Source organism: Paraburkholderia bannensis, assembly GCF_014200455.1.
GTDB lineage: Bacteria > Pseudomonadota > Gammaproteobacteria > Burkholderiales > Burkholderiaceae > Paraburkholderia > Paraburkholderia bannensis_A.
Genome location: NZ_JACHBW010000017.1, coordinates 60990 through 87256, shown reverse-complemented (window position 1 = coordinate 87256; position 26267 = coordinate 60990). Strand labels below are relative to the sequence as shown.

Annotated in this window: 35 protein-coding genes and 1 tRNA gene; 29 read left to right on the top strand and 7 right to left on the bottom strand. The window is 58.3% G+C overall.

All coding sequences use genetic code 11. The features are described 5' to 3' along the window. Positions 1-125 precede the first annotated feature (125 nt). The 8 genes from hisF (at position 126) to tatC (ending at position 4560) form a co-directional block, all read left to right on the top strand. Entirely contained in the window at positions 126-899 is a 774-nt protein-coding gene (gene hisF / locus F4827_RS26005) for an imidazole glycerol phosphate synthase subunit HisF (protein WP_183728828.1), read from the top strand. A 3-nt stretch (positions 900-902) separates the two neighbouring features. Then, positions 903-1319, top strand: a complete 417-nt coding sequence (gene hisI, locus F4827_RS26000) for a phosphoribosyl-AMP cyclohydrolase (protein WP_183728826.1) — start codon at positions 903-905, stop codon at positions 1317-1319. Beyond that, positions 1316-1696, top strand: a complete 381-nt coding sequence (locus tag F4827_RS25995) for a phosphoribosyl-ATP diphosphatase (RefSeq protein WP_183728824.1) — start codon at positions 1316-1318, stop codon at positions 1694-1696. Before hisI ends, F4827_RS25995 begins: the two co-directional genes overlap by 4 nt. 115 nt (positions 1697-1811) lie before the next feature. Beyond that, positions 1812-2204 carry a hypothetical protein gene (locus tag F4827_RS25990; protein WP_183728821.1) on the top strand — a complete coding sequence of 131 codons (393 nt, stop codon included), beginning with the start codon at positions 1812-1814 and terminating at the stop codon, positions 2202-2204. Between the two features lie 36 nt (positions 2205-2240). Beyond that, positions 2241-2609 (top strand): histidine triad nucleotide-binding protein, encoded by a 369-nt coding sequence (locus F4827_RS25985; RefSeq protein ID WP_183728818.1) that lies wholly within the window; start codon positions 2241-2243, stop codon positions 2607-2609. A gap of 205 nt (positions 2610-2814) precedes the next feature. Then, positions 2815-3057, top strand: a complete 243-nt coding sequence (gene tatA / locus F4827_RS25980; protein WP_167065860.1) for a Sec-independent protein translocase subunit TatA — start codon at positions 2815-2817, stop codon at positions 3055-3057. 77 nt (positions 3058-3134) lie between these two features. Then, positions 3135-3713: a Sec-independent protein translocase protein TatB gene (tatB, locus tag F4827_RS25975; protein WP_183728815.1), complete on the top strand. Its 579-nt coding sequence runs from the start codon at positions 3135-3137 to the stop codon at positions 3711-3713. A 67-nt stretch (positions 3714-3780) separates the two neighbouring features. Continuing rightward, positions 3781-4560 carry a twin-arginine translocase subunit TatC gene (gene tatC, locus F4827_RS25970; protein ID WP_183728812.1) on the top strand — a complete coding sequence of 260 codons (780 nt, stop codon included), beginning with the start codon at positions 3781-3783 and terminating at the stop codon, positions 4558-4560. A 94-nt stretch (positions 4561-4654) separates the two neighbouring features. Here tatC and F4827_RS25965 read toward each other — a convergent pair whose 3' ends face one another. Then, positions 4655-5872 carry a Do family serine endopeptidase gene (locus F4827_RS25965; RefSeq protein ID WP_183728809.1) on the bottom strand — a complete coding sequence of 406 codons (1218 nt, stop codon included), beginning with the start codon at positions 5870-5872 and terminating at the stop codon, positions 4655-4657. Positions 5873-5891: 19 nt separating this feature from the next. Here F4827_RS25965 and F4827_RS25960 point away from each other — a divergent pair, with 19 nt between their 5' ends. The 11 genes from F4827_RS25960 (at position 5892) to F4827_RS25910 (ending at position 13204) form a co-directional block, all read left to right on the top strand. After that, positions 5892-6638, top strand: a complete 747-nt coding sequence (locus F4827_RS25960; RefSeq protein ID WP_183728806.1) for a Nif3-like dinuclear metal center hexameric protein — start codon at positions 5892-5894, stop codon at positions 6636-6638. A 61-nt stretch (positions 6639-6699) separates the two neighbouring features. Next, the gene (locus F4827_RS25955; RefSeq protein WP_183728803.1) at positions 6700-6891 is read left to right on the top strand and encodes a hypothetical protein; all 192 of its coding nucleotides are present in this window, start codon (positions 6700-6702) and stop codon (positions 6889-6891) included. A 33-nt stretch (positions 6892-6924) separates the two neighbouring features. Continuing rightward, a complete protein-coding gene (petA, locus tag F4827_RS25950) occupies positions 6925-7545 on the top strand; it encodes a ubiquinol-cytochrome c reductase iron-sulfur subunit (protein WP_183728800.1) in 621 nt (206 codons plus the stop codon). Continuing rightward, positions 7545-8942 carry a cytochrome bc complex cytochrome b subunit gene (locus F4827_RS25945; RefSeq protein WP_183728798.1) on the top strand — a complete coding sequence of 466 codons (1398 nt, stop codon included), beginning with the start codon at positions 7545-7547 and terminating at the stop codon, positions 8940-8942. Before petA ends, F4827_RS25945 begins: the two co-directional genes overlap by 1 nt. 24 nt (positions 8943-8966) lie before the next feature. Continuing rightward, positions 8967-9743 carry a cytochrome c1 gene (locus F4827_RS25940; protein ID WP_183728990.1) on the top strand — a complete coding sequence of 259 codons (777 nt, stop codon included), beginning with the start codon at positions 8967-8969 and terminating at the stop codon, positions 9741-9743. A gap of 114 nt (positions 9744-9857) precedes the next feature. Then, positions 9858-10469 (top strand): glutathione S-transferase N-terminal domain-containing protein, encoded by a 612-nt coding sequence (locus F4827_RS25935; protein WP_027797364.1) that lies wholly within the window; start codon positions 9858-9860, stop codon positions 10467-10469. Positions 10470-10545: 76 nt separating this feature from the next. Then, positions 10546-11055 (top strand): ClpXP protease specificity-enhancing factor, encoded by a 510-nt coding sequence (locus tag F4827_RS25930; RefSeq protein WP_183728795.1) that lies wholly within the window; start codon positions 10546-10548, stop codon positions 11053-11055. 18 nt (positions 11056-11073) lie between these two features. Then, positions 11074-11149 (top strand) — tRNA-Thr (locus F4827_RS25925). A 308-nt stretch (positions 11150-11457) separates the two neighbouring features. Then, on the top strand, positions 11458-12213 hold the full coding sequence (locus F4827_RS25920; RefSeq protein WP_260175422.1) for a TIGR04255 family protein: 756 nt from the start codon (positions 11458-11460) through the stop codon (positions 12211-12213). After that, positions 12206-12754, top strand: a complete 549-nt coding sequence (locus F4827_RS25915; protein WP_183728789.1) for a hypothetical protein — start codon at positions 12206-12208, stop codon at positions 12752-12754. The genes F4827_RS25920 and F4827_RS25915 overlap by 8 nt, the downstream gene beginning before the upstream one ends. 6 nt (positions 12755-12760) lie before the next feature. Then, on the top strand, positions 12761-13204 hold the full coding sequence (locus F4827_RS25910; RefSeq protein ID WP_183728786.1) for a hypothetical protein: 444 nt from the start codon (positions 12761-12763) through the stop codon (positions 13202-13204). Positions 13205-13222: 18 nt separating this feature from the next. On the opposite strand, the gene F4827_RS25905 is transcribed toward F4827_RS25910, so the two are convergent. Next, positions 13223-14266: a tyrosine-type recombinase/integrase gene (locus tag F4827_RS25905; protein WP_183728783.1), complete on the bottom strand. Its 1044-nt coding sequence runs from the start codon at positions 14264-14266 to the stop codon at positions 13223-13225. After that, positions 14247-14954: a hypothetical protein gene (locus tag F4827_RS25900; protein ID WP_183728781.1), complete on the bottom strand. Its 708-nt coding sequence runs from the start codon at positions 14952-14954 to the stop codon at positions 14247-14249. Before F4827_RS25900 ends, F4827_RS25905 begins: the two co-directional genes overlap by 20 nt. 84 nt (positions 14955-15038) lie before the next feature. Here F4827_RS25900 and F4827_RS25895 point away from each other — a divergent pair, with 84 nt between their 5' ends. The 10 genes from F4827_RS25895 to F4827_RS25850 all read left to right on the top strand — a co-directional run bounded on the left by F4827_RS25895 (position 15039) and on the right by F4827_RS25850 (position 21255). Next, positions 15039-15257 carry a hypothetical protein gene (locus F4827_RS25895; RefSeq protein WP_183728778.1) on the top strand — a complete coding sequence of 73 codons (219 nt, stop codon included), beginning with the start codon at positions 15039-15041 and terminating at the stop codon, positions 15255-15257. Between the two features lie 236 nt (positions 15258-15493). Then, the gene (locus F4827_RS25890) at positions 15494-16204 is read left to right on the top strand and encodes a hypothetical protein (protein WP_221303816.1); all 711 of its coding nucleotides are present in this window, start codon (positions 15494-15496) and stop codon (positions 16202-16204) included. Further along, positions 16197-16475 carry a hypothetical protein gene (locus F4827_RS25885; RefSeq protein WP_183728772.1) on the top strand — a complete coding sequence of 93 codons (279 nt, stop codon included), beginning with the start codon at positions 16197-16199 and terminating at the stop codon, positions 16473-16475. Before F4827_RS25890 ends, F4827_RS25885 begins: the two co-directional genes overlap by 8 nt. Positions 16476-16716: 241 nt before the next feature. After that, positions 16717-17256, top strand: coding sequence for a plasmid mobilization relaxosome protein MobC (mobC, locus tag F4827_RS25880; RefSeq protein ID WP_183728769.1), 540 nt, complete (start codon positions 16717-16719; stop codon positions 17254-17256). After that, positions 17253-18440 carry a relaxase/mobilization nuclease domain-containing protein gene (locus F4827_RS25875; RefSeq protein WP_183728766.1) on the top strand — a complete coding sequence of 396 codons (1188 nt, stop codon included), beginning with the start codon at positions 17253-17255 and terminating at the stop codon, positions 18438-18440. Before mobC ends, F4827_RS25875 begins: the two co-directional genes overlap by 4 nt. A 150-nt stretch (positions 18441-18590) precedes the next feature. Continuing rightward, the gene (locus F4827_RS25870; protein WP_183728763.1) at positions 18591-18797 is read left to right on the top strand and encodes a hypothetical protein; all 207 of its coding nucleotides are present in this window, start codon (positions 18591-18593) and stop codon (positions 18795-18797) included. Further along, the gene (locus F4827_RS25865; RefSeq protein ID WP_183728760.1) at positions 18797-19081 is read left to right on the top strand and encodes a hypothetical protein; all 285 of its coding nucleotides are present in this window, start codon (positions 18797-18799) and stop codon (positions 19079-19081) included. Before F4827_RS25870 ends, F4827_RS25865 begins: the two co-directional genes overlap by 1 nt. Positions 19082-19096: 15 nt before the next feature. Then, the gene (locus tag F4827_RS25860) at positions 19097-20116 is read left to right on the top strand and encodes a type IV secretion system protein (protein ID WP_183728757.1); all 1020 of its coding nucleotides are present in this window, start codon (positions 19097-19099) and stop codon (positions 20114-20116) included. A 49-nt stretch (positions 20117-20165) separates the two neighbouring features. Further along, positions 20166-20561, top strand: a complete 396-nt coding sequence (locus F4827_RS25855; protein WP_260175420.1) for a hypothetical protein — start codon at positions 20166-20168, stop codon at positions 20559-20561. A 496-nt stretch (positions 20562-21057) separates the two neighbouring features. Then, complete coding sequence (locus tag F4827_RS25850) at positions 21058-21255, top strand: hypothetical protein (protein WP_183728754.1); 198 nt, start codon at positions 21058-21060, stop codon at positions 21253-21255. 429 nt (positions 21256-21684) lie between these two features. Here F4827_RS25850 and F4827_RS25845 read toward each other — a convergent pair whose 3' ends face one another. From F4827_RS25845 to F4827_RS25830, 4 genes are all read right to left on the bottom strand, one after another. After that, positions 21685-22092: a hypothetical protein gene (locus tag F4827_RS25845; protein WP_183728750.1), complete on the bottom strand. Its 408-nt coding sequence runs from the start codon at positions 22090-22092 to the stop codon at positions 21685-21687. Between the two features lie 137 nt (positions 22093-22229). Continuing rightward, positions 22230-24875: a nucleoside triphosphate pyrophosphohydrolase gene (locus F4827_RS25840; protein ID WP_183728748.1), complete on the bottom strand. Its 2646-nt coding sequence runs from the start codon at positions 24873-24875 to the stop codon at positions 22230-22232. Beyond that, positions 24862-25566: a hypothetical protein gene (locus F4827_RS25835; protein ID WP_183728745.1), complete on the bottom strand. Its 705-nt coding sequence runs from the start codon at positions 25564-25566 to the stop codon at positions 24862-24864. The genes F4827_RS25840 and F4827_RS25835 overlap by 14 nt, the downstream gene beginning before the upstream one ends. Before the next feature lie 13 nt (positions 25567-25579). Beyond that, the gene (locus tag F4827_RS25830; RefSeq protein ID WP_183728742.1) at positions 25580-26251 is read right to left on the bottom strand and encodes an HIT domain-containing protein; all 672 of its coding nucleotides are present in this window, start codon (positions 26249-26251) and stop codon (positions 25580-25582) included. Positions 26252-26267: the final 16 nt, after the last annotated feature.

Below are 26267 nucleotides of genomic sequence, written 5' to 3'. Positions count from 1 at the left end.
CATTCGCCAATTTCGCGATAAGCGGCAAAGCGCGACAATGCAAGCACTGCGCAAGCACTGCTCATACGCCGCGAGCGCGCCGCGCACGAAAGACATCCCAACCGACTGGCAACATCGGCAAGATCATGGCTCTACCCAAACGCATCATCCCCTGTCTCGACGTGACCGCCGGACGGGTCGTCAAGGGCGTCAATTTCGTCGAGCTGCGCGACGCGGGCGACCCCGTCGAAATCGCGCGCCGCTATGACGAGCAGGGCGCGGACGAACTCACTTTCCTCGACATCACCGCGACTTCCGACGGGCGCGATCTGATCCTGCCGATCATCGAGGCGGTGGCGTCGCAGGTCTTCATTCCGCTGACGGTCGGCGGCGGCGTGCGCGCCGTCACCGACGTGCGCCGCCTGCTCAACGCGGGTGCGGACAAGATCGGCATGAACTCGTCGGCGGTGGCGAATCCGCAGCTTGTGCGCGATTCGGCCGACAAATACGGCTCGCAGTGCATCGTGGTGGCGATAGACGCCAAACGCACTTCCGCACCGGGCGAACCGGCGCGCTGGGAAGTGTTCACGCACGGCGGACGCAAGGCCACCGGCATCGACGCCGTCGAATGGGCGCGCAAGATGGCGGAATTCGGTGCAGGTGAAATCCTGCTGACCAGCATGGATCGCGACGGCACCAAGAGCGGCTTCGACCTCGAGCTCACGCGCGCCGTCTCGGACGCGGTGCCGGTGCCCGTGATCGCCTCGGGCGGCGTGGGCGGCCTGCAGGATCTGGCCGACGGCGTGGTCGAGGGTCACGCCGATGCGGTGCTCGCGGCGAGCATCTTCCACTACGGCCAGCACACTGTCGGCGAGGCCAAGCGCTTCATGGCCGATCAGGGCATTTCGGTGAGGATGTAAGCGATGACCTCCATTTCCAGTGAAAAAGCCGCCTGGCTCGACAAGGTCAACTGGGACGCCAACGGCCTCGTGCCGGTGATCGCCCAGGAAGCCGCGAGCGGCGACGTGCTGATGTTCGCGTGGATGAACCGCGAGGCGCTCGCCAAGACCGTCGAGACGCGCCGTGCGGTGTACTTCTCGCGTTCGCGCCAGCGCCTGTGGTTCAAGGGCGAGGAATCGGGCCACGTGCAGCACGTGAGCGAGATTCGCCTCGACTGCGATGAAGACGTCGTGCTGCTCAAGATCGAGCAGGTGTCGGGCATCGCCTGCCATACCGGCCGCCACTCGTGCTTTTTCCAGCAATTCGAAGGCACCGTCGACGAAGGCCGCTGGGTCGCCGTCGATCCCGTGCTGAAAGACCCCGAACACATCTACAAATGACGCAACCGAACTCGAACCTCAGTACGACCGATACGCTGCTGCGCCTTGCAGCCGTGATCGACAGCCGCAAGGGCGGCGATCCGGACTCCTCCTACGTGGCACGCCTGTTCCACAAGGGCGACGACGCGGTGCTCAAGAAGGTCGGCGAAGAAGCCACCGAAGTCGTGCTGGCCGCCAAGGATGTGCGCCAGGGCGGCGCGCCGAAGGCGCTGGTCGGCGAAATGGCCGATCTGTGGTTCCATTGCCTCGTCACGCTCTCGCATTTCGATCTGAGCCCCGCCGATGTGCTGGCTGAGCTCGAACGCCGCGAAGGCCTGTCGGGCCTCGAAGAGAAGGCGCTGCGCAAGAGCCGCGAGCGCGAGGAAAGCGGCGAATAAGCCGGCATCGGGAGGCGACCGGGCAACTGTCTTCAGGTAGGCTTGTCGAAAGCTTTGTAGTTCGAGTAGCAACTCGCCCAGCCGGGCGGGCCTCTGTCGACAGGAGACGCCACGCATGTCCACCTCCGGCGGTTACCCGCCTCCCGCCTTGCGCGATCCGCTCGACGCGGATCGTCTGCGCAGCCTGCGCACCCTCACGCATGTCCTCTACGGGCTGTACGCGTTCTACTGGCTCACGGGCGGCATCACCGTGCTCGTGGCGATCATCATCAATTACCTCAAGCGCGACGAAGCGGCGGGCACGCCCTACGAGCAGCATTTCACCTGGCAGATCCGCACCTTCTGGTATGGCCTCGCGGGACACCTGATCGGCATCGCGCTGTTTGTCGTGGTGATCGGTATTCCCATTCTCTGGGCTGTGGCAATCTGGACGCTTTACCGTATCATCAAAGGCTGGCTGTATCTGCACGACAACAAGCCGCTGGCCGATCCGCGCGGGTGGTTCTGATCCGCGTATCGGCGTGAGCAGCTGCCCGGGAGCCTCATGAGTCACGACCGCAGCACCTGTCTCTTTTGCAAGATCGCCGATGGCCAGATCCCGAGCACGCGCGTCTATGAAGACGACGAGTTCGTTGCTTTCCGCGATATCCGGCCCGCCGCGCAGACCCACGTACTGGTGATACCGCGCGAACATATACCGACCCTCGCCGATTGCGGTGAAAACGAGGCTCCGCTGCTTGGTAGAATGTTCGTGCTGGTGGCGCGCCTCGCGAAGGATCTGGGCGTGTCGTACACCGGCGGCGAGACGGGTTTTCGCACCGTGGTGAACACGGGTCCGGGCGGCGGTCAGGAGGTCTACCACCTGCACGCGCATTTGCTGGCCGGGCCTCGTCCGTGGCAGCGCATGGGCTGAGTGGTTTTTGCTCAGGGGTACGACTGATACTCAGGTCGTTGCACGAAAGCTACGGACGTTTCTGAAAAGGCGGCTGAAAAAGGGCAGAATGCCACGCAGCCGAAATACCTTGCAGGCAACATTTCCAGGCGTGCATCGCGCACTCGCGCTAACGTTTTTTCGCTGCGCATGACGCGCGGCGTCGGGGTTAAGGAGATTTTTGATCATGGGTTCGTTGAGCATCTGGCACTGGCTGATCGTGTTGTTGATCGTGGCGCTCGTCTTCGGGACGAAGAAACTGCGCAATATCGGCAGCGATCTGGGCGGTGCGGTGAAGGGCTTCAAGGAAGGCATGCGTGACGGCGAAGAGCCGGGCGCCGATGCACAAAAGCGTGAGCTGCCCAAGAACGACGGCACGGTCGATGTCGACGCCAAGGACAAGACTCCGCGTTCGAACGACTACCGCTAGGCGCGGGCGTCGTTTCTTTGCGCTCAAGCGCAATTAACCTCTTTGTTTCGCCCCAAGGCTGACGGAAAGCTCCATTCATGCTCGATCTGGGTCTAACCAAGATGGCGCTGATCGGCGTCGTCGCGCTGGTCGTTCTCGGACCGGAGCGGCTGCCGCGCGTCGCACGCACGGCGGGCGCCCTGTTCGGCCGCGCACAGCGCTATATCAACGACGTCAAGGCGGAAGTCACGCGAGAGATTGAACTGGACGAGCTGCGCCGCATGAAGGGCGAGTTCGAGCAGGCCGCGCAGAACGTCGAGAAAAACGTTCACGAGAATCTGCGCAAGCATGAGACCGAGCTGAACGACGCCTGGAGCCAGGGCACGAGCGTTTCGCCGAGCATCGCGGGCGCAGCGGATTTTTCCGGTGGCACATCCATCCCTACGCTCGAAGGCGCGGCGCTCGGCACCTCGATCGCCGATGGTTCCAGCGCCGCCGCCTGGCGCTCCGGCAATGCCGGTCCCGCCGCCAAACGCAAGAACTGGCGCGTCAAGCAGAGCGCGGCGCCCGTCTGGTACAAGCGCGCGACGCTGCGGCGCACGCGTGTGCAGTCGGGCGCGGCGCGCGTCGCGCAGCACACGCCGGCCAGCCTGCGCCGTCCGGTGCGCTTCTTCTAATCTCGTCTGACGCGCCGATGTCCCATCCGAGTTCAAACTTGTCCATCTCCAACCCCCGAGGGCCGGTGTGAGCGACCCCCAACAAAAACAGGACGAGGGCACTGAAGAGACCTTCATCTCGCACCTCGTCGAGCTGCGCGACCGCATCATGCGCGCGGGCATCGCCGTGATCGTGGTGTTCGTCAGTCTCGTCTACTGGGCGCCCGATATCTTCAAGCTGCTCGCGCGTCCGCTCATGAACAATCTGCCGAAAGACGGCAAGATGATCGTGACCGACGTCACCGGCTCGTTCTTCGTGCCGATGAAGGTGACGATGCTGGTGGCCTTCGTGATTGCGCTGCCTGTCGTCCTCTACCAGATCTGGGCGTTCGTCGCGCCGGGGCTCTATCAGCACGAGAAGAAGCTGGTCGCGCCGCTGGTGGCGAGCAGCTACACGCTGTTCCTGTGCGGCATGGCGTTCGCGTATTTCGTGGTGTTCCCCACCATCTTTCGCGTGATGGCGCACTACAACGCGCCGCTGGGCGCGGAGATGACCACCGATATCGACAATTACCTGAGCTTCGTGCTGACGATGTTCATCGCGTTCGGCGTGACCTTCGAGGTGCCGATCGTCGTCGTGATTCTGGTGCGCATGGGGCTCGTGACGGTCAAGAAGCTCAAGGAAGTGCGGCCGTATGTGATCGTCGGTGCGTTTATCATTGCGGCCGTCGTGACGCCCCCGGACGTGTTCTCGCAGCTGATTCTGGCGCTGCCGCTGATTGTTCTGTACGAGGCCGGGATTATCGCCGCGCGTATCTTCATCGGCACCGGCGAAAAAGCGCCGGACGAGAGCAAGGCGACCAGCTAACCCGCTCCTGCGCAGACTGCATAAGAGAAAAAGGCCGCGAACGGTGACGTTCGCGGCCTTTTGCCTTGATGCGCTCGCGCGGAGCGTTGCAGCTTCAACCGCCGTCGTCGTCGCCTTCGCCGTCTTCGTTGGCAGGCTGTTTGGGCGGCGGCGGGCGCTTGCCGATGGTCACGTCCAGATCCATGTCCTTGTTCTTGCGCACGAGGTGGACCTTGGCGTCGCTGCCCGGCTTGATCTGCGCGATCACGTTCAGCAGGCGCGTGGTGTCGGTGATTTCCTCACCGTTTACCGACAGCAGGATGTCGCCCGGCTTGATGCCGGCCTTGTCCGCCGGGCCGCCTTGCAGCACGCCCGCGACAATCGCGCCCGACTTCTGGTTGATGCCGAACGATTCCGCGATCTCGGGCGTGAGATCCTGCGGTTCGACGCCGATCCAGCCGCGCGTGACCGAGCCCGTCGTGATGATGCTTTCCAGCACGCTGCGCGCCGTCGACACCGGAATCGCGAAGCCGATGCCGAGCGAGCCACCCGAGCGCGAGTAGATCGCCGTATTGATGCCCAGCAGATTGCCGCTCACGTCCACCAGTGCGCCGCCCGAATTGCCGGGGTTGATCGGCGCATCGGTCTGGATGAAGTTCTCGAACGTATTGATGCCGAGGTGATTGCGCCCAAGCGCGCTGATGATGCCCATCGTCACCGTCTGGCCCACGCCGAACGGATTGCCGATGGCGAGCACGACGTCGCCCACGCGCGCTTGGTCCATGCGCCCGAGCGTGATGGTGGGCAGGTTCGGCAGATTGATTTTGAGCACCGCGAGGTCCGTTTCCGGATCGATGCCGATCACCTTGGCGTTGGTGGTGCGGCCGTCGGACAGCGCGATTTCGATCTGATCCGCCCCGTCGATCACGTGCTGGTTCGTTAGAATGTAACCGTCCGGACTGACAATGACGCCCGAGCCCAGGTTCGCCGCAGGCTGTTGCTGCTGCTTGCGGTTGTTGTTCTTATCGCCGAAGAAGTAGCGAAATAGCGGGTCGTTCTGGCGCGGATCGGGCGGCAGCGACCCATCCTTGCTGGAAAACACGTTGACGACCGCGGGCATCGCTTTCTGGGCGGCGTCCGCGTAGGAGCCCGTGGCGGATCCGCCGCCGATGCCCGGCGCCACCTCGCGCAGCGCGACGATCGGTTCGGCGAGCTGCTTGCCGAGTTGCCCCTGGTGCTGAAGCCATTGCGGCTTGAGCGTCGTGATGATGAACATCAACGCCAGCAGGACCGTCACCGCCTGGGCGAAGAACAGCCAAAAGCGTCTAAGCATCTGAAGATTAGAGGATTATATGGATCGGATCGAACTGGAATTGTATCTGAACAATCTTCTGGAAACCTCGCGGTTCAAGGACTACTGCCCCAATGGCCTGCAGGTGGAAGGCCGGCGGCGCGTGGAGAAGATCGCGACCGGCGTGACCGCTTCGCTGGCTTTTCTGGAAGCCGCGCTGGAGTGGGGCGCGGACGCCGTGCTGGTCCACCACGGTTATTTCTGGAAGAACGAGGCGCCGCAAATTACAGGTCGCAAGTATCGTCGACTGAAGACGCTGCTGGCCAACGACCTCAATCTCTTTGCCTACCATCTGCCGCTCGACAGCCATCCCGAACTCGGCAATAACGCGCAACTGGGCGCGCGCTTCGGCTGGATCGGCGAACAGCGCTTTGGCGAGCAGGATCTCGGCTGGATGGCCACGCTGCCCATGCCGATCACGCTCGCGCACTTTACCGCCGAAGTCGAACAGACGCTCGGCCGCACGCCGCTCGTGCTGGGCGACCCGGACTGGCAGATCCGCCGTGTGGCCTGGTGCACGGGCGCGGCTCAGGGTTTTTTCGACGACGCCATCGACGCGGGCGCGGACGTCTACCTCACCGGCGAGATCTCCGAGCAGACCACCCACACAGCCGCCGAAAGCGGCGTGGCGTTCCTGGCGGCGGGTCACCACGCGACCGAGCGCTATGGCGTGCAGGCGGTCGGCGCCCACCTCGCCGAAGCCTTCGACATCGAGCATCTGTTTATCGATATCGATAATCCCGTTTAAGTAGCGGGAAAGCATTCATCGCGCATCGATTTGCTTCGCGACTTGATCGAGTGGTACGGCAATGGATGCGCCGCAGCGCGATGCCGTATTCGCCGGGCATTTACAAAAGCAAAAGAAAATGGCCCCGTTTCTTCGGGGAAAACCCCGAGATATCAAGGACTTCGCGCGCTTTCTGGTAACCGCCCCTTGTAAATGGCAACTCCATTCGCGCACACTAGCGTTCGGCAGCACTGCGGGTAAGCAAACGGCGTGACGGAAAAATCCAACTCAGAAGTGGGGCGATGTGATGCGAGACAAAGATAATGACCGCGTCGATGGCAGCCGCCGTACCTGGCTGATTGCGACGTCCGTAGCAGGTGGCATAGGAGGGGTTGCCACTGTCGTACCTTTGGTAGGCTCGTTTGCACCATCCGAAAAAGCCCGCGCCGCTGGCGCACCTGTCGAAGCGGATATCAGCGCGCTCGCACCCGGCTCGATGATGACCGTCGCCTGGCGCGGCAAGCCCGTGTGGATCCTCAACCGCACTGATCGCATGATGGCCGACGTCAAGAAGGCCGATCCGGGGCTGGCGGACCCGAACTCCGAGCATCCGTTCTCCATGCCGATGCCCGAGTACTGCCAGAACGAATACCGCTCGCGAACCGAGCACAAGAACATTCTCGTCGCCGTCGCTGTCTGCACCCATCTGGGCTGCACGCCGACGGCGCGCTTCCAGGAAGGCCCGCAGCCCAATCTGCCCGACGACTGGCCAGGCGGCTTCCTGTGCCCGTGCCACGGCTCCACCTACGACCTTTCTGGCCGAGTGTTCAAGAACAAGCCCGCGCCGCAAAACCTCGACATCCCGCGCTACATGTTCGCGTCAGCGACGACGATCGTGATCGGCAAGGACGAAAAAGGAGAAGCGTGATGGCTACGGAAACCGAAAAGGAAGTGGTGGACACGTCCAGTTCGTCCGGCCTTGTGGGCTGGATCGACAAGCGCTTTCCGATGACGGCGACGTGGAAGGCGCACGTCGCCGAGTACTACGCGCCGAAGAACTTCAACTTCTGGTACTTCTTCGGCTCGCTGGCCTTGCTGGTGCTGGTGAACCAGATCGTCACCGGCATCTTCCTCACCATGAATTACAAGCCCGATGCGACGCTCGCGTTCGCCTCGGTCGAGTACATCATGCGCGAGGTGCCGTGGGGCTGGCTGATCCGCTACATGCACTCCACGGGCGCGTCGATGTTCTTCGTGGTCGTGTATCTGCACATGTTTCGCGGACTGCTTTACGGTTCGTACCGCAAGCCGCGCGAGCTGGTCTGGATCTTCGGCTGCGCGATCTTCCTGTGCCTGATGGCCGAGGCGTTCTTCGGCTATCTGCTGCCGTGGGGCCAGATGTCGTTCTGGGGCGCGCAGGTGATCGTGAATCTGTTTTCGGCGATTCCCTTCATCGGCCCGGACCTGTCGCTGTGGATTCGCGGCGACTACGTGGTTTCCGACGTCACGCTCAACCGCTTCTTCGCATTCCATGTGATCGCGATTCCGCTCGTGCTGGTGGGGCTGGTGGTGGCGCATATCGTCGCCCTGCATGAAGTGGGTTCGAACAACCCGGACGGCATCGAGATCAAGGAGAAAAAGGACGCGAACGGCATCCCGCTCGACGGCATCCCGTTCCACCCCTATTACTCCGTGCACGACTTCATGGGCGTGTGCATCTTCCTGATGATCTTCGCGGCGATTATCTTCTTCGCGCCGGAAATGGGCGGCTACTTCCTGGAAGCCAACAACTTTATCCCGGCGAACCCGCTGCAGACGCCGCCGGAAATCGCACCGGTCTGGTACTTCACGGCGTTCTACGCGATGCTGCGTGCGACCACCGACCCGTTCAAGATCGTGCTGATGATCGTGATCGGCCTGCTGGGTGTGCTTGCGCTGCTGCGCGCGCGCGGCAAGTGGCGCGCGGGCCTGCCGTTGCTGGCGGTGCTCGTGATTCTGGCGATGGCCTTCACAGAATCGAAGTTCTGGGGCGTGGTGGTGATGGGCACGGCGGTGGTTTCGCTGTTCTTCCTGCCGTGGCTCGATCGCGCGCCGGTGAAGTCGATTCGCTACCGGCCGCTGTTCCACAAGGTTTTCCTCGGCATCTTCGTGCTCGCGTTCCTGACGCTTGGCTTCCTCGGCACGCGTCCGCCATCGCCGGCGGCCACACTGATCGCACAGATCTGTGCGCTGGTCTACTTCGCGTTCTTCCTCGGCATGCCGTTCTGGACGCGGCTTGGCACCTTCAGGCAGCCGCCTGAACGTGTGCACTTCAAGCCCCATTAACCCGCGAGCGAGGAAGGCATGATGATGAAATCTCTCTTTTCGACGCTTGCACGGGCGAGCGTGCGCACCGGCTTGCTGGTGGTGTGTGCGCTTTCGTTAGGGGTCGGATCGGCAATGGCCGAGGAAAACATTCCTCTCGACCGCGCTCCCGATAACGGCGAAAATCTTGCTTCGCTGCAACACGGTGCGCAATTGTTTGTAAACTATTGCCTGAACTGCCACAGTGCGAATCTGATGCGCTACAGCCGGTTGCAGGATCTTGGCATTCCGCAGAAGCAGATCGAAGATAATCTCTTGTTCACGACGGACAAGGTCGGCAACACGATGTCCATCGCGATGCGCCCGGACGACGCCAAGTCGTGGTTCGGCGTGCCGCCGCCGGACCTCTCCGTGGAGGCGCGCGCCAAAGGGCGTGACTGGCTGTACACGTATCTGCGCAGCTTCTACCGCGACGACACGCGCCCGACCGGCTGGAACAACATGGTGTTCGAGAACGTGAGCATGCCGCACGTACTCTGGCAGTTGCAGGGCGTGCGCACGGCGAAGTTCGAAGACACGGTGGATGAAGAAACGGGGGAAAAGGTCCGCCGGTTTGTGGGGTACCAACAGGTCACGCCGGGGAAGCTTTCGCCGGTAGATTATGATTCTGCCGTGGCCGACCTGGTTGCGTACCTCGGCTGGATGTCGGAACCGGAGCAGCGCACCCGTAAGCAGCTTGGGGTCTGGGTGCTCCTGTTCCTCGGCATCCTGAGCTTTTTCGCGTGGCGATTGAACGCCGCGTACTGGAAAGATATCAAATAGGCACGTCCTGACCGACGTGGGGCCGGTATGACGACACACCGCCTGACGGTCTCTCGACCGTCGGGCGGTGTTTGCGCCCGCTGGCCTTTTGGGTTTATTGAGGAAATGTAAATCATGATGGTTCTGTACTCCGGCACTACCTGCCCGTTCTCCCAGCGCTGCCGGCTGGTGTTGTTCGAAAAGGGCATGGACTTCGAAATCCGCGACGTCGACCTGTTCAATAAACCGGAAGACATCGCTGTGATGAATCCGTATGGTCAGGTGCCGATTCTGGTCGAGCGCGACCTGATTCTGTACGAATCGAACATCATCAACGAGTACATCGACGAGCGCTTCCCGCACCCGCAGCTGATGCCGGCCGATCCGGTCCAGCGCGCGCGCGCCCGCCTGTTCCTGCTCAACTTCGAGAAGGAACTGTTCGTGCACGTGAGCACGCTCGAAAACGAGAAGGGCAAGGCTGCCGAGAAGAATCACGAGAAGGCACGTCTGGCGATCCGCGATCGTCTCACGCAACTCGCGCCGATCTTCCTCAAGAACAAGTACATGCTGGGCGAAGAGTTCTCGATGCTCGACGTCGCGATCGCGCCGCTGCTGTGGCGTCTGGATCACTACGGCATCGAACTGTCGAAGAACGCCGCGCCGCTGATGAAGTACGCGGAACGCATCTTCAGCCGTCCGGCTTACATCGAAGCGCTCACGCCTTCGGAAAAGGTGATGCGCCGCTAAACCTTCAGCGGCAGTTGCAACAGGAGGCGCGCGCGGGTGCATGAGGCTTGCGCGCCGCCTCTTCTGAGGATTGTTGATGCAAGAGATTTCCACCAAGCCGTATCTGTTGCGCGCGCTGTACGAATGGTGCACCGACAACGGCTTCACGCCGCATATCGCGGTGCGGGTCGACAACCGCACGCGCGTGCCGCGCCAGTTCGTGCGCGACGGCGAGATCGTCCTGAACATCAGCTTCGAGGCCACCAGCCAGCTGCAGATGGGCAACGAGATGATCGAATTCAACGCCCGTTTCTCCGGCAAGTCGCACAAGATCGAAGTGCCGGTCTCGAACGTGCTGGCGATCTACGCGCGCGAGAATGGCCAGGGCATGGCGTTCCCGGTCGAAGCGCCGGCAGGCGATGCGAACGACGTACTGCCCTCGGCGCAGGACGAGCACGAAGACGTGCCAGGCGGTCCCGCACAGGTCGAGCCTCAGGGGCCCAGTGCGGACGACTCCGCAGCATCGGCTGCCGCAGCGTCGGCTCCAGAAAAAGGCGACGAAGGTGCGGCAAAGAGCAGTAAGGGTCACCTCAAGATCGTGAAATGAAGTAGAATCACGGGCTACGCCGGCTTAGCTCATCTGGTAGAGCAGTTGATTTGTAATCATCAGGTGGCGGGTTCGAGTCCTGCAGCCGGCACCATATAAAACAAGGGCTTACGATCATCGTAAGCCCTTGTTCACATCTGACTGTCAACCAGGTGTCAACGGCGCGCCTGGAAGTGCTGCAACTGGCCGGCGCTTGTCCTGCGAACAGTTTGCAGGTTGTTGCGAATTTGGGTTTTTCCCGTTATCCCACACAGTTGCTTCGTGTAAAGTTCGCTCAGGTTGAGCCGTTATTAGAATTCAAGAACTTTGCTCCGCAACTTGTTGCAAGCAGGACATGCCCTGGGAAATTTTGCCACTAGCACAGTGACAGTGTTCGCAAGTTAGATAAGATCAGGACGCTTGATGCTTTCCAGAATACCCAAGAGACTCGGGAAAGAACCGCTCGTGGATGCACTTTTTGAGGTGCATTTCGCACCTTCTGAGGCGTCCTTGGCGTCAAGCGTACCCGGTTTCCTCATGTTTGCGATACCAGGTATCGACCGAACAGTTCAGAGCCTGCCTTTGGGATCGGTTCCCAAGGAGTTTCGTGATTCCCAGCCGGGTTTGTCCTTCCAGCCACTCGTAAGGCTGGAATTTGGGAGATATTTCATCAATGTCGGAGATCGCTCGCTGATCGTAGGGGCCAAATTGCCTTACTCAGGATGGAGCGGGTTCCGAAGCGCTATTCTTTCAGCCCTCGATGCCGTGCTGGGTTCTGGCTTGGTCACTTCCGTCGTTCAGTGCTCCATTCGGTACATTGATGTCGTGGAGCAATCAATAATTGCAAGCGACATCAGCGCGCTCGACCTGGGCATGCGAATCGCGGGTAAAGAGATTACTATTGAACGGACAACGATCACTACTCGCTTGCAAGACGGGCGGTTAGTACACGACGTGATGATTAACAACTCCGTGGATGCGCAGGTTGTCAATCGTGGAGCAGTTAAAGGAATTATCATAAACACGGCGACCATCGACGAATTCGAGGAAGAACCTGCAGCTAAATTTAAGGAGCGGCTGCCACAGCTTGCGGATGAAATTCACGCATCTAACAAGAAGGTCTTTTTCGGGTTGCTGACCGAGGACCTCGTTGCCAAGCTCGATCCCATATATGAATAACCAATCAGCAAACTTCACGGCGAAAGGTGGGCACGCATTAGCCGGCATCCTGAGTGTGGCAATGCTTGCTGGGATCAACTTGACTCACACGATGCCGAATCGTGAAGCATTGCCTGCAGCTAGTGTTCACGCGCATAATTTGTTGATTGACGACTATGATGGACTGTTTGCGGTCGATGCGCTTCCGATAATCGGTGCCGCAAATATATCGACCAGCGTTGGTAACGTAGAAGGTTTTGGGCTGCCCCACTGGGATCGAGTTGTGGCTGCAGTTGCGGCAATTGGGGGCGACACGAGACATGCGTATCCACTATACAAAAATATAGTGGCATACTTGGATTCACGCTCAATCTCTATTGCGGATCTTGTAGCGAGAGTATCTACCGATAGGGAAGAGGGTGTTGCCTATGCCGCAATCCGGATTTTGGTAAATCTTCCTTTTGAGGAAGCTATGGACCTCGACTGGGACACTACCGAGTATGTCCTTGAAAATCACAAGTTTCCGGATAGGGTGACGATTTCCATTCGATCGCTCACGTAGATTGACATGGTCTCATTGGATGATTTGGCGGCCTACGGGATAGAACTCGTCAAGGCGGATGCTTCCGAGCTCCAGCTGAGGAATGGTACCGGACGCCTTTATTACGTGGCTTTTCATCTTTGCGATCAAGCAGGTGAGGAGCATTGCAATCCCCTTCCGACGCAAGAGGGAAAAGATAAAGGTATGCATGAGCGCGCGTATCTACGTCTTGAGGGGCATTGTAAGGAGCCGACTATTTCCAATAGTCGGTTGAAAATTATTTGCCAGAAGGCACGTGACATGCGTGAGCTTCGTACTCGCGCTGATTATCATTTAGATGATAAATTTGAATATGATGATGCGCGGGAAGCGCAACAATTACTTTTTATGATAAGGCGAGAATTTAAAGAGGTGCAACGTCAATTGGATTCGGCGAAAAAGAAATTAAGCCAACCGCCGGAAGCAAAGTGACGTAATCTGATTTTTATGTCAGCCGAGGTTCGATCGTTGCTCGGGTCTCTTGTTACTGCGATTCAATTGGGCTAAAGGATTGAGTTGTTTGGCTTCTAGTAAATGCTCGGGCGCAAGATGAGAGTAACGCATCGTCATTTGGAGACTGGAATGACCAAGAATGCGCTGCAAGGTCAAAATATTCCCACCATTCATCATAAAATGACTAGCGAAGGTGTGGCGGAGCACGTGGGTAAGCTGCCCGTTCGGTAGGTCAATGTGTGCGTCGCGCACTCCCATGCGGAAAGCCCCTGCAGAGCTTTCAAAGATACGATCGCCTAGGTCCTTCGTCTTCGACGCCCGAAACACGAGTATCTCTTCAGCCAGTGTCGCGTCGATAGGCACGGAGCGGTTCTTGTCAGTCTTCGTCTGCGTATAGTGGACTGCGTTCCCTCGCAGTTGCTGTACTCGCAGGCACTCAGCTTCGCTCCAACGAGCCCCCGTCGCTAAGCACAGCTTGGTAATCAACAGTGCGTCTTTTCTTTTTCGCTGACCGAGGGCGATCAGCAACGCTTCGATTTGATCCGACGTTAGAAAGGATAGCTCCCGTTCAGCAATTCGAAACTGACGGAGGCGTGCGAGCGGGTTCGCCGCCTGCCAATGACCGAGCCGAGCAAGCTCATTGAAGACCGCTCTCAGATAGGCATGCTCGCGATTGACCGTGTTTGGTGTTACGCCCTCGGCAATCCTGGACGCACGATAAGACGCAAAGTCGTCAGCGTTGAATGCTGTCGCTAGCGGATTACCTAGCGCAGCGCACATGCGCTGGAGCGTTGGGTACGTGCGAGTATGTCGCAACTGCATTCCGTGATGGAGATTCCACAGCTCGATGAGTTCCGACAGCCGCCGAGAGTCCTTGGGGGCAGGTACCCACTCGGGTGCTTGAGCAACCTTCGCCGTGAGCCATGCTTCGTATGCCTTCGCTTCGGCTTGTGTCTTGAGCGTTTTCCGGTAGCGCTTTCCTCCACGGCCGCCAGGCTGGATATCAACGAGCCAGCCGCCCTTAGTCTTCTTGATGGTCATCTTGTCGAGCGAACAATGTGCCGAAGACCTTGCTAAGCAGCGCCTTCGGATTTTGGAGCAGCCGCTTGTCGATCTTCGCGGACACGAGGACGTTATCGAACCAACTGAAGCCGTCCTTCCGGAGTTGATCCTCGGTGTCTCGTCGAGCCTTTCGGATGGCTAGATATTCAGGATCAAGAGCCAGTGGATAGAAATCGTGCTGGCCGGACTCACCAAGCACACGCATCGCCTTTTCATACGAAACGTTTGCCGCTGGCGATATCACTTTCTCCATAGCTTGAAGAGCCGCGTCTTGGATTTGTCGCCGGCGCGAAGTTCTTTCAACGTCGTCGGTCGGCTCGTTGTTGCTCGCTGCGATCAGATACCGAAACTCGCGGGTTGCCCACGCCTGTTCGACCCCTCGCATAACTGGGTACCCGCTTGCGGCCGACGCCGGTGCGATATGGTTCCGCTCGGGATCGGTGATGCCGGTTACAAGCCAAAAGGCGTATTGCGGCCATCGCTGGCTTACTGCCTCAATCATTTCGGCGGTGGGACGCTGCTTCCCGTACCAAAACGACTTCCATGTGTCTGGATGAACATTCGAGATTTCCTCCAGCTCCTTGTAGCGTCGCCGGTTGTCCGTCTCAGCTTCGATGATCGCTTTCATCCGCGTGGCTATGGGGTGCATGAGCATGACCGTTGACAAGAAATCGTTCCGTGACTATAAATCACTAACAGTGGCAATTTACCACTATCGCTGGTGATTCTCCAAGGAGTGATTATGCCGTCAATGAACGAAGTGGCAAAGAGCGCGTCGAGTCCACCGGTGCTACCACCGGTTCCGATGATGTCTCGCGAGGCCTTTGCCGCAGCAATCGGCCTACCGGTCGGCGTTATCGTCGGGTTCTGCAACAAGGGTTACTTGCCGACGGTAAGTGTCGGCAAGTACAGCCTGATCAACGTCGCACTCCTTCAGCAGCGGTGCCTTGAACAAGGGTTCTCCCTGTGACGGCATCCACAACGGTACGAGATCGATCGGCCTTTCCCCATCACGCGGGGGGAGTTGTTCGCGTAACGCATCGAACACGATGGGGATCAGTTCCTGAAGCATTGCTAGAAGACGAGCGTTTGGCGCTCGACAGTCGCGCTGTTGCCGCGTGGCTCGCTGTGAAGCCAGCGGGATGGCAGGTTAGTGTGCAAGCGCTTCAAATTCGGTTGCAGGTCCGCAAGGACCGTTGGCAGCGAATGGCTAGCGAGCTCGAAGCTGCCGGCTATCTGATCCGCGAAAAGCGGCAGGGGGCAGGAGGAAAGTGGGTGTGGAACATAGAGTTCAACCCGGAGCCGCCAACTCCGCCTGCGACGAACACCATAGCCGGATTTTCCGGCTCCGGTCGTGCCAACTCCGGTGACCCCGTGCACGGCTCGGCCGGCGCCGGCGCAAACGGTCATAAAGGTTTACCAAGCAAAGAGATACCAAAGTCAGTTAATACCACTACTACAACCACTACAGCGAAAGACGTTGGTTGTTGTGGTGACGAAATGCGAGGTGAGCTCGGAAGCACCGAGCGCATACGCAGCACGCGCGATTTGATTTTTCCCCGACGGTTGTCGCCGGTCGAACGAGCGGCCATCGAGGACCTCCTAGGCCGGCGCACAGATGTGGAAGGCTATCGAGCGCAGGAACTGCTGGACGAGTTGGCGGATGTAATTGAGAACAGGGTCATTCGGACGACGCCCTTCAGATGGTTTTGTGCTGTCCTGAAGAAGTTCGACGAAGGATGCTTTGTTCCGCTTGGGGCAGTGCGCATCAAAGAGCGTCGCGAACTACAGGAGCAGCAATGTCTTGAGTCGCTGCGACGGATGGAGGCTTCCCGCAGTGATCCACAGGTTGCTCGACCGGCGCTAGATGCGATCAAACGGATCGCCCAACAGAAGCGAGGAGGCAGGCATGCGTAGAACAATTTTGACGGCCGTTGCAATTTTGCTCATGTGCGCTCTTCTCGGGCTCAGCTGGGTTCGCCCTATCGTGAGATGGCCGCTATTGCTGCTGTCCGGTGCATCGCTTTTCGTTCTCGCCGCGACGCTTGTTATCCCGTATCCCGTGCCGGTTCGCAATCAATTGCTGATGGCGACAGTTGGGACCGGTGCGCTGGCGCTCACCTATGTTTACGACGCGGTTTTGGGCTTTTTAGCGGGGTGTGGCGAAGGCATTCGAGGTGTGCAATGAGCTACCGTCGAATATGCAGACTAGCGGCGGGAGCCGCCATCGAGGGGGAACCCCTCGCCTTTGCAAGCAACTACGACATGGTCGCGCGGGAGCGCGACGATGCGCCCCAGTGCCCAATACGAGTGTGTATTGCGCAATACAGATCGACGAAAACTTTCGTCAACGAAAGTCGCAATGTGTCCTGTGATCTAGGGCAGGAAACACTTTCTTCTAGAAAGTGGGCACGCGGCGGGGCCGTGGCATGAACGAGTACGAGACGATCCGGGCGCGTGTGTCGCGAGAAACCAAGCTGAAGTTTGCTGCGGCGGCGCAGCGCCACGGTTGTCGGAGCGAAGCGCAACTTCTACGGCTGATGCTGGATAAGGTGTTGCAGACCGAAGAGATGAAGTCCGCTTTACCGCCTACTCGGAAGTCGCGGAACGCAGGGACACAGGTGAACGTCTTACTGACCTTCGAAGAGCATCAGCTACTCACGGCAGCGGCTACGGGGGAGGGCCTTCGAAGGACGGAATGGATCGTCAAGCTCATACGGGCGACATTGCTCCGGCAGCCACAGTTCAATCGTACCGAGGTTGATGCCTTGGCCGAGTCGAGCAGACAACTTGCAGCGATTGGGCGAAACCTCAATCAGATCGCCCGTACTCTGAACATGGACCCAAATGCGAGTCGAAGCGTGACGGTCGAGCGTGTCGAAACCCTGAGTGCAGAAATCAAGCGGCATTGTGCTCTCGTTGCGGAACTGACGGATGCAAGCATCAGCCGAAGGAGTGCGAAGCCATGAGTAACTGCAAGTTCGAGAAACTCTTCGATACTTTAGGGGTACTGGACTCGTCGGATTCGGAAGAACTCCGACGACTAACATCGGTTCGCGCCGGACGGCAATCGACCGGGCAAGTGCGGCCTTCGCTTCCTGACCTGTATATGCGCGGTAGCCGTCGCGCTGTTACCAGCACCGATACGGCCCGAGCGGCGATAGCGCGTGTTGTGCATCGAGTGCCGGAGGCAGTTGTGAAGGTCAGCAGTGTCGCGAAAACGACCGGTCGCATATGGGCTCATTTGACATATATCACGCGAAATGGCCGGCTCACAGCTGAGACGGATAGCGGTCAACAACTCACGTGTCTCGATGATGTGCGCGAGTTGCAGCAGCACTGGTCTGAATGGTGCGGCAAGCGACGCTCGAACGGAAAGCTTGCAGTCAATTTGGTGCTTTCGATGCCTGCCGATACGAACGTCGAGCGGTTCACGTCTGCGGTCAGGGCATTTTCGCGAGAAGCATTCGCTGGGCACGAGTACGTCTTCGCACTCCACACGCCCGATACTGATCCAGATCCACAAGCACCACCGCATCCGCACGCTCATGTATGCGTGAAAGCAGGTTCTGTGGATGGGCAACGACTGCTTCACGGTCCGCCTCAGCTTTGGGAGTTTCGGCAACTGTTCGCTCAGAAACTACGTGAGCACGGAATTGAGGCAACAGCTACGCCGAGATCTATCCGCGGCGTTGTCCGAAAAGGAAAACGACAGAACATGTACCACATGTCCAAGAACCGCCAGGACAATCACTGTCGGTCGAATGTTGAACTCGCCAAGCTTCGAGCCGCCGCCGATGCCGTACTGACTGGAAAGAGCGTCGATGGCGTATGGGAGACGGCAGCTGCGCGGAGGCATGAAGAAGTCACCAATTCATGGCTGGAACTCGCTGACGCGCTTCGAGCCTCTGGTAAGCCGAGTGACGCGCTTTTGAGCAACGACATTAGACGTTTCGTGAGCAGCGTGCCGGCGCCGATGACAGAGCGGCAGGACACCGCTAGCCGGATGAGGAAGACGAGGGAAGGGCATGATCGTCGCAGTGACGAGAGGCCGAAGGTCGCAAGTGCGGCAGGAGCTCGTGCGCAGAAGTCGAGGCCGAGCGTGATTCCAATGCGTGATAGTGCGCCGGGGAAAGATGACCACGAGCGTTGAGCTCGTCGCCGTTGCATGTCTTGTTGTGCCCTAGGCTCTGCTGTTTCGCGCGTCGTTCGAAGCACAACGATGCGTTCTTCGTAGCGGGACGAACGAGCGGTGACACGCTCCTTCGTCCCTAACCACGACCCACCTGCAAGGAGGTGAATCATGGCTGGCATCAATAGTAACGCGTCCCCCGATTTACTCACGTGGTACACGTCGCTTCAGGACGCTGTCCATGGGATGGGCAAATGCATCGATCTGATGCGGCCGAATCCGATGTACGAGGACCTCGCGGCAATGTTGGGCGTTTTCTACGAGCGCCTAGATCATCTGGTGGTCGAGGGCTTTCCGGCCGTCACGGAGGTTCTTTGATGACCGATAGCTTGGCTCGCCTCGAAACGGCATTGGAAGTGCTCAACTCGATGATCGGATTCATCGTGAGCGAAATAGCTGCGGAGGAAGCAAAGCCTCGGCCTGACGCGAAGATGTTGGCGCGCTTACATATCAAGCGGCAGCTACTCGCCTTTGAGCGACGTACGCTCGATGCATACGACGATGTGGCAATCGAACGCGTATGCCGTGACTACGGCCGCTTTCTGAAGGCCCAGCGCGCCGGCAAAACTTTAGTCAACGAAAGTCCGGCTCGCCGGCAATAGCAAGGAGAGAGCGCCATGACGCTGACAATTTTCGCAAACATCTTCACGCACTTCCAGGCTGCGATTGATGCGTTTCTGAATGCCGCTGTCCAGCGGACGATTACTGCGATGCTACCTGTCGTAACAACGTGCCTCGGGATCTACTTCATTCTCTATTCATGGGCGGGCATTCGCGGAAAAGTGCAGGATTGGGGCAATGACATGGTATTCAGGATCATCAAGATAACGCTGATCCTGAGCATCGGTTTTTCCATGGCTGGATACGGACAGTACGTGCTCGATCCCGTGCTGAATTTGCCGACAGACCTCACGAGCATCGTTACTGGGCAAACCGCCGACACCGTTGCCGGTCCATCGATCCTCGATCGACAACTGAGTCAGGCATGGTCGCTCGGGAGCGATGCGTTCTCTCGGGGATCCTTGCTAACCTCTAACGGGTTTTCGTTCTTCTTTTCCGGCATTGTGTATTACGGGGCTGGGCTCATCATGACCGTCTATGCCGCCTACCTCATCCTGCTCTCAAAGGGCATGTTGACCGTCCTGTTGGCTTTTGGTCCGATTTTCATCGGCTGCCTGATTTTCGACGCTACGAAGCGGTTCTTCGATGCGTGGGTAGGTCTGATCGTCAACTATGTTTTCGTCAACGTATTTGCGGTGACAGTGCTGTCGTTCACGTACGTTGCATTTCAGCAGTATATGGATTCGATGACTCCGACCTCCGGCCTCGGCAGTGCGTTGGGATTGCTGCTGATAGCGATCATCGACGTGCTCGTGATCATGGGTGTTACCCAAGTGGCATCTAGCCTCGCCGGAGGTGCGCCGATCGGCACCGGCTTCGGGAATTGGGTCGTATCTTCGGCGACTGGCGGTGCGTCGCGCATCATCGCTCGCGCGGCTGGTCAAGGCTCGAAATGGATGGGAGGTAAAGCACTGGGTGGTGCGCAAGCTGGCGCGCGCCACGCCGTTGGTGCTGGACAGGCTGCCGCTCGCGCTGCGACGAGGCGTTTCCGTATGAACAGCGTCAAGGGGCTATAGGCGCTGGCGAAATTTCCCTTACGTGTTGGCCGATAAAAAGGACGGAAAATTGAAGAAGCTCTCGTGTATGGTGCTTGGACTCCTTGTGGCGACACTTTCGGGCTGTACCCGGAATACGCCGGATACGCTGGAGGGGGCGTACGGTGCGATGCAGAACGGAAAAGTCGAACCAGTGATCAAGGTGGAAAAGAAGGCTTCCGGCTATGTGTTCGATGACTACAGTAATGGAGGCTGGCGATCAGGCTCTGACTTGGCGCAGCCGGTGACTAGGGACGAGTTTGAAAAATTGATCGGTAGCCCGGTGAACGGCCCGTTCATCGGGCTGAAAACGAGGGTCGCGTTGGTGGCAAAGGTCCAACCCGGTTTTACGGCGGGGAAATTTACGACCTCGACGGGCTATCTGATGGTATTCATGTTTGGTCCGATCGAACTCTCAAAGCTTTAGCGAACACAAGGATGAGGGACTTTGAACGCCGGTACGCGTCTAGGAGTCTACTGTTCTTTTGCTTGCCTCGCGCTCCCGCGCGAGGCCCGCGAACAAAACCGGTATCGTAGGGGTGAGGGCGTGGCCCTCGGCGGCGGCTCCCGCCGCAAAGGCAGCAACGCTCGTCCAGACTGTCGTTTGGTACGTTACGATACGATTGATACGTTACGTTATGCTATGAAATCACGGTTGCCGTCATCTGAAGCTCACGATGTGAGTCACGCGGTTGAGGTCGAGCCCGATCAGAGAGCAACGGCACGCGCGCGATTCCAGCAAGAGGCCGAGAAATCCTGGCTAGAGTTCCAGAATGCGGGCTTGCACCTCTCTGGCGAAGAGGTATACGCATGGCTTGACACATGGGGCATTGATAACGAAAAGCCGGTGCCTGAGTGCCACAATTAACCACAGGTGACGCCGATGCGAGCTGCCCTGTTGTTGTCACAAGGATGGGGGACCGGTGAACATCAACCGCGCCAATGCCGATATCTACGGGCATGCTAACCAGTTCACGCTGGACGAGCAGATCGAGCGCGCCCGCCGAGCCGCTTCACGTATCGATGCCGGCTACTACTTCACCGATGACGAGCTCGACGACGAGACATTGACGAACACACCGCATCACCCACAGGATGACGCTGTTAGCCAATGGCTCTGAGCATATTTGACCATCTGCATTCGCCTTACAAGGATGAGTCACCGATGAACATCAACGCATCGGATGCCGAGCCGGATCGAAAAGCTGCGCGACTGGAACGACAAGTTGCACGCACGGAAAAGGCACTGGCGGCCGTAAAAGCTGGCTAATATGCGACGGACGACGAGCTCGACGAAAATCCGGGTGTGAGTAAAATCCAGTGGACATCTTTTCAGTGCGACTCGGTTTGATGTCGGGCCCGCTCACAGATTCCTTGATGAAACGGTCTTCTGGGCAGTAGTGCTGCGAAGGTCTGTTGAATCCTTTGGTCGCCCTAGATCAGAAACTGAGGCGGGGCGCAGATTTCGGATATCATCAGCAGCTGATTAAACTCGCGACGTGGGGCGCGGGCCTTTGAACTGCTGGATTTGTTCACGATCGGAGCGGCGTCTACCGATCGATTTTAACCGTCTCGAATCCCAGTAGATACAAAGTGCATAAACGCAAAAAATTCTTTTTAGCCAAAATGGATAGCGTCAGACCTTGAGGGTTTTTCGCTAGGTAGGAGAAAGTGATCAGGAGGCAGAAGGCAAGTATCGTCCCTCCAATGATCGGCCCCCAACTGGCGAGGTCGTTTTCAGGCAGGCTATCGTTCATCTTTCCTACAAGCTCGATCCACATTCCAGTCAATCCATAGGCCCAAACAATAAGAATGATCAACGAAGCGCCATTCGCCGACAGTGGATCTGCAATATTTTCACCATCACCTAAAAAGCAATAAAAGAACAGGCCAACAAAGATAAAAAGCAGAACACGACTATTGGCCTTTTCAATAACACCCAAGATCTCCGCTAGCATTGCGGGCTACCTCCTTATTTGATGCGGCAATGAGCAGCGAGAGCAGTCAGCCGTCCGGCCATTAGGGCGGGAGGGCGAAGAGAGTGATAGAACGGATTTCTACGAACCTTCGCTGATCCCCCGCACAACGTGGTCAGCTAAAACGGTAACTCCAGCTGGGATTGGCTGACTTGCAAACGGATCTTTCCTCGAACCATGGACTTGTCCCGGTCCAATTCTACTGTCAGAACTAGTGGCGTCTTTCCGGCATGAGGCATGGGCATTTCAAAGGCCAAACGTTGTTCAAGCTCGCTCAACGAAACCAGATCCGTTTTGAATGTAAACAATTTTTCCATGGTCCCGTCTACATTCCGCATGTCTGGCCGACGATATGGGGATTTCGTTGGCATGGCTAGGGGATCGGAAATGACAGGAAGCGACTGACTCCGCAGTTCTTCCATTGACAGGTCCCCTCCAAAACTTGTCGCCTCATTGTGCGATTTGCCGATCGATTGTGGCGTTGCCGTCTTTAGCAACATTAACCCCTTTTCGAATCCCCCCCTTTTCTTTCGCTTCTTGAGCCGTTCTTGTTCCAAGGCTGCTGGGTCGACATTTAAGGCCGTGGCAAGTGCAAGCAACACTTCTTGGACATCCGCGAGTTCTCCAAGCAACTCGTTCCCGGTGCTGGCATCGAGCGCTTCGAGCGCCTCTTCCACAAGCTTCTGCCGAAGAGCGGCAATCAGCGCATCTCCCTTTAGGGCGATGGAGTCGACCCGCTCGCCTCGATCGCGAATCATGTCGGGGATACCATCTCTGACCAGCTTGTGAAATTCGACCACCTCTTCACCTGCGCCAAAGAGGTCGACACATTCGACTCGGCAACCCTCCCGGTTCAGCATGTAGTAGGCGTGGGAAAGGATTCCGCCCGACAACTCAACGACGAAGCCGACCGTTTTCGCGAGCTTCGCCAAATCGGTTGCGAAGCTCGCGTTGCGGATCAATTCCGCATCGATCGGTGCCATCACGACTCGTTCAATGGTTTGACCGCCCTCGGCCGCACTTTGGAGCTCCGCCCAATCTGCGGCATGCCGAATCACGAAATCGTGAGACGAGAGGCGCTTCCGTCTGGGAGCGGCTTTCGGGCCACCGTCAAGTGTCGATGGGCTGTGAAACCACGGCAAAACACGGTGTGGGGTTGCTTCGCGATGGTTATCCACGAACCACATCACAGCCGTCGACTGCTGGCAGCGCTCAGCTATCCTGCGCGTACTTTGTGCAATTTCGAATATCCATTGCGTCCGCGTAATACTGCGAGCCCAATCGTGAGCTATGTCTGTAATCTGCGGGATCCAATGGCCTTCGTCGTCCGCAGCAATGAACGTGCCCTTGTATCGGAGACGCTCACGCAGCCCATATTCCAAGTGCCCGCCGATGTTCGCATTCCTGATATCCCGACTTCCGGTATCGACTTCGAACGTATCGTGAGAATGCCAATACAGCCCCTCTGGAATGCCCCACAGGGATTCGATGCGAACTAGCGGGTTTCCCGGCTCTGCTCGTGCCCAAGCCGACGCAACCGACGGGATGAAATGGTGGGCGATGAGGCACAACCCCGTGTCCGCAAGGTCAGCGTCAATTACGATTTGTGCGAAGGTTGTTGTAAGCCATTCCGTTGCGTCGGCGAGCGATCGAAGTTCATCACTGCGCGGCAACATTTCGCGCTTCACCTTGGGAATCTGGGTGCCGTCAGTACGGATAATGAAGGGGCGTTGAGTCAATACGCTCAGATCGGCCGCAAGCTCGTCAGTGACTTCGCCGCGAAGTAGCGCATGAATGATTTCGGGTTGATTGAGCACATAGAACGGCGGCATCTGATAGCCAAGTTCACCATACATGCTAGCGTTGCGCAGCTTGCCATACGTGGCGAAGTCCGATTCGCACGCAGCCTTGAATGCGCGAAGCTCATCGGTCTTTAGCTTTGGTATGTGCGCGGGAATCACTGATCTAGGGTCGATACCACCGCTGATCGACGCGACATCGGCCTGAACGAGCCAGATGGCACTCTTGTCCCACACCCATTCGAAATGCATCCGGGAGGCGAATTGCATCGCCCAGCCTCCCACACGCTTAAGGACGATTCCGACCGCGGCGCGGGCATCACACGCCAGATCGGTAACGGTGTCGATGGCCTTGCCACTCCGCCAAGTCCGAACGGCCACTGATTCAGTTCGACCCCGTTCACCGTTAATAGGCTCGAACTCGGCGACCCAGTCTCTCGGCTCGCGACTGAGACGGCGCTCATTCGACAGGTGCCCTTTCTCCGCCACAGAAACGCTTTTTTGGACGACCAGATGAATTGTGCCGGCGCCCGCTGGTGCGACCGCATTGAGTCGCTCCACTAACGCTTTCGCGCTAGACAAAATGTTGCCTGCGGAGCACTCGATCGAATCCAGTTGACCGCGGACGTGCAACGTCTCAGCGACACCGCTTGACCTGATAAATACTGGCGTTTGCTCACTGAGTTGGAGCTCGCCCAAGATATCCTTGATAGCCTGTTCGATCCGATCGTGGAAGAGCTGGCCAAGGTTAGTGCCAAAGCAGGCGGCTGAGATGACAAAGAAAGGTGGAACCCATGCAGCCGGCATTGTGCAGAGGCCCACTGCCTTCCAACCAGCTATAGCCGGTGTAATTTTGTCGCCGCGGAGCGTCTGCAATCCGTCTGTCGTAACAATCCTGAGATCGTGAATCGGCGATGGCAGCGTAGTTGCAGAGCGCTGAGCGCGGGGTATCTTATTGTTGGCCATCCGCTCTTGCTTGAGAGCCGCTCGACTTCGGCGCGTCGCGGGTGCCGAAAATAACATCTGCCATTTCAGTCATCTTGGCGAGCGCCTTGTCGCCGAAGTAGCCTGTGATAAAGCCCAGTGACACGTACGCCGGTGCCTTGCTAGCGCTGATTGTCAGACCAAGAAAGCCGGCGTCCGTGAGAGCCCCAACGACGAACGCTAATGAACCGGCGAGCAGCGGCGAAAGCACACGCCACAAACACCGGTCTTGATTCCAAAATCCCCTGGCGACGACGTGGTACAAGTACTTAATGCCGAACAGCGTTCCGCCCAGTACGCCACCAAAGAAGAAGTAGCCGTAGCGAGAAAACGCCGGCCGACTACAGACGGTCCAACCCGTCCACTTGGGAATGAGACCAGTCCATACGAGGAAGATCATGGCCAGCGACCCGATCGAAATCGCCGCTACGGCGGCGGCCTCCCAACGAATCTGTACTCGCGCCTCATGAGGATAACGCGACTTCCAGTCGTCAATAGGCCGCCCGTCGGCTTCATCGTGTGGGATGACGCTGGGTATTGCGGGGGCAGCGTTCGTTTCAGCTTGCTGGTTTTGAATTGGGTCAGCCGATTCCGCGTCGCTGTCGCGGACGACACCAATCGGGAATGGCGTGGTTTCCGGCGGCTCAGGCCGATCGGTGCTTTCGGGCAGCATGGCGCTTACAGCCCTAGGCGACTGCAGAAGGGAAGCGCTCGCAAGCAATTTCGCCGAGCCGCTTGGACGTCCGTGCGGTGGTTTCAGCAAACGGAAATGACCGGTAGTCAGATTGTCCGTCGAAACCATGCTGGGCAGCCAAAACCTTGCGGAAAAATTGCGATTGCGGTTCGCTGACGTTAGAAACGTAAGCAGACGTCCACAGTGCTTCCACCGAATCTGCCATCAGCAGATATTCGTGGCTGCCCGTAAGATGTCCAACGTCCGAGCTTGGGCCGCGAACCCATGCGCGTGCACGATCGTAAGCACAGACCCGCTGGACCAAAGATTCACGTAGCGGCACAAGATGCAAATGCGCATGATCGGTGCCGCAACCGGTCAGAGAACCATTCCTCCTGACACCGTGCTCGAATGCAACAATGGGCCCGTATACCGACGAGACGACGCTCGCAACTTCCGACACGAACTCCCGAAGTGCGCTTCGGCCGTAATCGTCCGAGAAGTTCAATGTGTGGCGCTTCGCGCAGACGAGCGTCCACCCTTCAATGAATCCACCGATTGACGCAATCGCAAAGTAGTCGTCGGAATCCATCAATACGCGGTCATGGCTGAGATGGGCTCTCCCAGCCCCGATACGGCAAAAACGGCATTCCATCTCTGGCGGTTTCGTCCGGTTGCTGGTCATATCAGCCTCCAATCAC

Excerpts from the sequence above, each read along its gene's own strand:
- F4827_RS25865 (WP_183728760.1), top strand. The coding sequence starts at position 18,797 with ATGACCGATAGCTTGGCTCGCCTCGAAACGGCATTGGAAGTGCTCAAC.
- F4827_RS25875 (WP_183728766.1), top strand. The coding sequence starts at position 17,253 with ATGAGTAACTGCAAGTTCGAGAAACTCTTCGATACTTTAGGGGTACTG.
- F4827_RS25935 (WP_027797364.1), top strand. The coding sequence starts at position 9,858 with ATGATGGTTCTGTACTCCGGCACTACCTGCCCGTTCTCCCAGCGCTGC.
- petA (WP_183728800.1), top strand. The coding sequence starts at position 6,925 with ATGCGAGACAAAGATAATGACCGCGTCGATGGCAGCCGCCGTACCTGG.
- F4827_RS25945 (WP_183728798.1), top strand. The coding sequence starts at position 7,545 with ATGGCTACGGAAACCGAAAAGGAAGTGGTGGACACGTCCAGTTCGTCC.
- F4827_RS25930 (WP_183728795.1), top strand. The coding sequence starts at position 10,546 with ATGCAAGAGATTTCCACCAAGCCGTATCTGTTGCGCGCGCTGTACGAA.
- F4827_RS25835 (WP_183728745.1), bottom strand. The coding sequence starts at position 25,566 with ATGCTGCCCGAAAGCACCGATCGGCCTGAGCCGCCGGAAACCACGCCA.
- F4827_RS25915 (WP_183728789.1), top strand. The coding sequence starts at position 12,206 with ATGAATAACCAATCAGCAAACTTCACGGCGAAAGGTGGGCACGCATTA.
- tatB (WP_183728815.1), top strand. The coding sequence starts at position 3,135 with ATGCTCGATCTGGGTCTAACCAAGATGGCGCTGATCGGCGTCGTCGCG.
- F4827_RS25960 (WP_183728806.1), top strand. The coding sequence starts at position 5,892 with ATGGATCGGATCGAACTGGAATTGTATCTGAACAATCTTCTGGAAACC.
- tatA (WP_167065860.1), top strand. The coding sequence starts at position 2,815 with ATGGGTTCGTTGAGCATCTGGCACTGGCTGATCGTGTTGTTGATCGTG.
- F4827_RS25870 (WP_183728763.1), top strand. The coding sequence starts at position 18,591 with ATGGCTGGCATCAATAGTAACGCGTCCCCCGATTTACTCACGTGGTAC.
- hisF (WP_183728828.1), top strand. The coding sequence starts at position 126 with ATGGCTCTACCCAAACGCATCATCCCCTGTCTCGACGTGACCGCCGGA.
- F4827_RS25920 (WP_260175422.1), top strand. The coding sequence starts at position 11,458 with ATGCTTTCCAGAATACCCAAGAGACTCGGGAAAGAACCGCTCGTGGAT.
- mobC (WP_183728769.1), top strand. The coding sequence starts at position 16,717 with ATGAACGAGTACGAGACGATCCGGGCGCGTGTGTCGCGAGAAACCAAG.
- F4827_RS25955 (WP_183728803.1), top strand. The coding sequence starts at position 6,700 with ATGGATGCGCCGCAGCGCGATGCCGTATTCGCCGGGCATTTACAAAAG.
- F4827_RS25860 (WP_183728757.1), top strand. The coding sequence starts at position 19,097 with ATGACGCTGACAATTTTCGCAAACATCTTCACGCACTTCCAGGCTGCG.
- F4827_RS25995 (WP_183728824.1), top strand. The coding sequence starts at position 1,316 with ATGACGCAACCGAACTCGAACCTCAGTACGACCGATACGCTGCTGCGC.
- F4827_RS25840 (WP_183728748.1), bottom strand. The coding sequence starts at position 24,875 with ATGGCCAACAATAAGATACCCCGCGCTCAGCGCTCTGCAACTACGCTG.
- F4827_RS25990 (WP_183728821.1), top strand. The coding sequence starts at position 1,812 with ATGTCCACCTCCGGCGGTTACCCGCCTCCCGCCTTGCGCGATCCGCTC.
- F4827_RS25985 (WP_183728818.1), top strand. The coding sequence starts at position 2,241 with ATGAGTCACGACCGCAGCACCTGTCTCTTTTGCAAGATCGCCGATGGC.
- F4827_RS25895 (WP_183728778.1), top strand. The coding sequence starts at position 15,039 with ATGAACGAAGTGGCAAAGAGCGCGTCGAGTCCACCGGTGCTACCACCG.
- F4827_RS25910 (WP_183728786.1), top strand. The coding sequence starts at position 12,761 with ATGGTCTCATTGGATGATTTGGCGGCCTACGGGATAGAACTCGTCAAG.
- F4827_RS25905 (WP_183728783.1), bottom strand. The coding sequence starts at position 14,266 with ATGACCATCAAGAAGACTAAGGGCGGCTGGCTCGTTGATATCCAGCCT.
- hisI (WP_183728826.1), top strand. The coding sequence starts at position 903 with ATGACCTCCATTTCCAGTGAAAAAGCCGCCTGGCTCGACAAGGTCAAC.
- F4827_RS25940 (WP_183728990.1), top strand. The coding sequence starts at position 8,967 with ATGAAATCTCTCTTTTCGACGCTTGCACGGGCGAGCGTGCGCACCGGC.
- F4827_RS25890 (WP_221303816.1), top strand. The coding sequence starts at position 15,494 with ATGGCTAGCGAGCTCGAAGCTGCCGGCTATCTGATCCGCGAAAAGCGG.
- F4827_RS25885 (WP_183728772.1), top strand. The coding sequence starts at position 16,197 with ATGCGTAGAACAATTTTGACGGCCGTTGCAATTTTGCTCATGTGCGCT.
- F4827_RS25830 (WP_183728742.1), bottom strand. The coding sequence starts at position 26,251 with ATGACCAGCAACCGGACGAAACCGCCAGAGATGGAATGCCGTTTTTGC.
- F4827_RS25965 (WP_183728809.1), bottom strand. The coding sequence starts at position 5,872 with ATGCTTAGACGCTTTTGGCTGTTCTTCGCCCAGGCGGTGACGGTCCTG.
- F4827_RS25845 (WP_183728750.1), bottom strand. The coding sequence starts at position 22,092 with ATGCTAGCGGAGATCTTGGGTGTTATTGAAAAGGCCAATAGTCGTGTT.